Genomic DNA, 3,571 nt, shown 5'->3' with positions numbered 1-3,571 from the left:
TCCATTATTTACAGTGCTTACCTACGGTAACACTCAGAGCTGTCAGATCCTTACGCCAGTCGTGCCTTGCCGACTCAGCGAAATGAAATACCGGCTCCGCCCGATCCGCTTTCAAGACAACCTTGTTTTACTTTGAAAAAAACACACCGGATCCCGGCAACAGGGCAAGCGAAGGAGCGGACTATCTGAACAGACATGACCGGGGCATCGGGCGCAAAAAAAGGGGCGCGGCATTATGCCGCACCCCCTGCCTTGCCACCCGTCCGGGTGGGTAGAGCAACGATACCAGTTAATGATCTATCGCCTTGGCGATACCTATCCCGGTGTTCTGGCGGACGTACATCTCGTCGAACATCTCCTCGGCACGCCTATCCCTGAAGGCCAGACAGCCGAAGATGGCGGCAAGGAAACCTAACGGCACAGAAACGATGCCGGGGTTTTTCAGCGGGAAGAGGGGCTTGTCGAGCCCCATGAGCGAGGTTTCGTCCTTGTTGGCCTGGTAATCCTTGCGCGCCTTCTCCAGGGCCGACAGATCCTTGGGCGCCAGCGCGACCCCTTCCGCCTGCTTTTTCTCGAGCGTCACCACGACCTTCTTGGCATCCTCGGCGATCTTCTTCGGATAGGTCATGTTGGGAGAGACCAGCACGAGGCCTATGGCGGCAACAGTCCCCACCACGATCCCCGACACGATCCCGGCTGTATTGAATCTCCTCCAGCACAGGGACAGGATGATCACCGGGAAGTTCCCGGAGGCCGCAACCGCGAACGCCAGGGCAACCAGCGCGACGATATTCTGTTTTTCGGCGGCGATCCCCATGAAGATTGCCGCGGCGCCCACGACCAGCGAGGTGATCCTGGCCACCCTCACCTGCTCATGCTGATCCGCCTTGCCGTCACGGATGATGTTCACGTAGATATCATGTGCGATGGCGGCGGAAGCTGCCAGTACCAGGCCGGAGACGACGGCGAGGATGGTGGCGAAGGCAACGGCGCAGACAAAGGCGAGGAACATGTCGCCGCCGATGGACCCCTCGCCGCCGCCGAGGAACTGGGCGAGGAGCAGGGTGGCCATATTTCCGCCCTTATCCATGGCGGCAACCTTCTGCGGGGAGATGTGGATGGCGGCGCCGAAGCCAAGCAGGGTGGTCAGGATAAAGAAGATGCCCATCAGGAAGACGGAAATCCGGATCGACTTGCGGGCTTCCTGGGCGTTGGGGACGGTGAAGAAACGCATCATGATGTGCGGCAGACCGGCGGCACCCAGGATCCAGGCAAGGCCGAGGGAGACCTGGTCGAGCGGATTCTTAAGGAAGAGTCCGGGCTGAAGGAAGCGCTTTCCATAGTCGAAGCCCGGCACCGGAAGGGGATCCTTCAGCAGGGTCATCCGCACATGGTCCTGAACGTTGGGACTGTTCACGACATCGGAGAAGAGGCGAAGCGGGTTCATCCCGGACTTGAGGAAGACGAGGAAACTGATGAGCGCCGCGGCGGAAATCAGCAGCGCGGCCTTGATGATCTGCACCCAGGTGGTGGCCTTCATGCCTCCGAAGACCACGTACACGATGAGCAAGGAGCCGACCCCGATAACCGAAACGCGGTACGGGATATCGAGCAGCAGTTGCATGAGCTTCCCGGCGCCGACCATCTGGGCGAGGAGATAGAAGACGGAGACCACCACGGTGGAAATCGCCGCCGCGGCGCGGACGGCCTTGGCGTTGCCGCGGGCGCAGAGGATGTCCCCCATGGTGTACTTGCCGGCGTTTCGCAGCGGTTCGGCCATCAGCAGGAGGATCGTTACGAATCCGAGGATGGGACCGGTCGAGTACAGGAAGCCGTCGATGCCGTACAGGGAGATGAGGCCGGACATGCCGAGGAAGGATGCGGCCGAAACGACGTCACCGGTGATGGCCCAGCCATTCTGCGCGCCGGTGATGCCTCCGCCGGCCGTGTAGAAGTCGGCGGCCGTCTTGGTTTTCCGCGCCGCCCAGACGACGACACAGAGGGTGCAGCCGATGATCAGGCCGAACATGCTCAGGGTAATTATCTTGTTGGTCTTGACCTTCGCCGGGGCAGGCGCCGGGGGAGCACCCTTGGCAGCTACCGGAGAGGCGACGGTCGCGGCAGCGGCGACAGGGGCAGCCGCTCCGGTCACGGCAGCGGCAGCGACGGTTTTGGAGGAGGCCGCGGGCTCGGCGGCGTACGCGACCGCACCGAGGGAAAGGGCGACAATACACGATGCGACAATTTTTTTCATAGCGTCACTCCTCATTATTTTACCTGGGCAACCAGTTCCCTGGTCAACCGGTCGAAGTCCCGATCCGCCACCCTGCCGTAGTGGATGGCAATAACAAAGGAAATCACGAATTGGGCAAGGGCAAAGAGGTAACCGACGTTGATGTTGCCGAAGACCTCGATGCTGAAGAGTCCCGGAGTGTACCCTGCGCCCAGGAGGAGAAGGAAATAGCTTCCTGCGGAAAAGGCCCACCAGCCGTAAAGAAAGTATTTCTTCCTGCGGTGGAGTTCAACGAACGCGGGACTTTTGGCTATTTCAGCCCAATTGTGTTGTTGTGCCATAAAGATGCTCCTTTTGTGGTGGAAGATATCCGTTGCGCCACTCGCCCTCCCTGCAGATCCTTGCCAGTCGGGATCCCCCTTCCGCTATTCCAGCCGTCCTCTCTCCTTTATGTGTTTACGCCCCCGTCAAACCGGGTCCTTTCCGGGGTCAGCCCTTCCACCTCCGTACGCCGCCAATACCGTGGTGCCCCTTTAAGTCCGGTCAGGAACGACTCCCTTTCACACAGCCGAACTTCATGGCCAGGAGTTCGCCGCCGGCCACCAGCGAGGGCACGATCTCCTCTTCAATCCTCTCCTTGACCATCCGGAAGGAAGGACCGAGCACCGTCAGTGCGCACACCACCTTGCCGGCATAATCCCGCACCGCAGTGGCGACGCTGCACATCCCCTCCTCCAGCGAGCCGACATCGACCGCCACCCCTTTGCTCCGAATGCCGTCAAGCTCCTCGAAAAGCTTTTCCAGGTCGGTACTCTTGAGGCCCCTCTTCCTGCCCCGAAAAAGCTTCTCCAGCAGGTCTCGCGACTGCAGGGCACGGATGGCCTTGCCGGCCGTGGTGGTCAGCGATGGGAAGCCCTTGCCGACCAAAGTGGCCACCCTTTCCTGCCGGGATATCTCAGCCACATCCAGGACGACGACCTCGTCGTTACGCAAGACCGACAAGCAGACCGCTTCACCATGTTTCTTGGCCAGTTCCTCAAGGAAGGGACGCGCATGTACGATGATGCTGACGTGGTTGATCAGGTGCTGCGTCCGCCCGACCGCAACCAGGGCAAGGGAGTACCCGCCCAGATCATCGCGCTCCACCATCCCGCGCCTTTCCAGGGCGCCGATGAGAGTCACCGTCTCGCCCCGGGTGATTCCGAGCCTCTCGGCGATGCCTGCCACGGTGAGGCCCGGGCCATCCTCTGCCAACATTTCCAGGACAGCGAGTATGCCGTCCAGGGATACTCCGGTTATTGCGTTGACCTGCTGAGCATGTTGCATCTCCCCTCCGTT

Annotated in this window: 3 protein-coding genes; all 3 read right to left on the bottom strand. The window is 60.7% G+C overall.

Annotation, left to right across the window (positions count from 1 at the left end; genetic code table 11):
- Window positions 1–289: 289 nt before the first annotated feature.
- A complete protein-coding gene (locus tag AC11W3_RS21000) occupies window positions 290–2,254 on the bottom strand; it encodes a solute symporter family protein (RefSeq protein ID WP_484088583.1) in 1,965 nt (654 codons plus the stop codon).
- Between the two features lie 14 nt (window positions 2,255–2,268).
- Window positions 2,269–2,574 (bottom strand): DUF485 domain-containing protein, encoded by a 306-nt coding sequence (locus tag AC11W3_RS20995; protein ID WP_484088584.1) that lies wholly within the window; start codon window positions 2,572–2,574, stop codon window positions 2,269–2,271.
- 202 nt (window positions 2,575–2,776) lie between these two features.
- On the bottom strand, window positions 2,777–3,571 hold a 795-nt coding region (locus tag AC11W3_RS20990), incomplete at its 5' end, for an IclR family transcriptional regulator (protein WP_484093715.1).

It is taken from the genome of Geomonas sp., assembly GCF_056994735.1.
The sequence above is the reverse complement of the archived record's forward strand: the minus strand, read 5'-3'. Positions and strand labels throughout refer to the sequence as shown.

What these genes read in the sequence shown, in the direction of transcription:
- AC11W3_RS21000 (WP_484088583.1), bottom strand. Translation starts at nt 2,254, where the DNA reads ATGAAAAAAATTGTCGCATCGTGTATTGTCGCCCTTTCCCTCGGTGCG.
- AC11W3_RS20995 (WP_484088584.1), bottom strand. Translation starts at nt 2,574, where the DNA reads ATGGCACAACAACACAATTGGGCTGAAATAGCCAAAAGTCCCGCGTTC.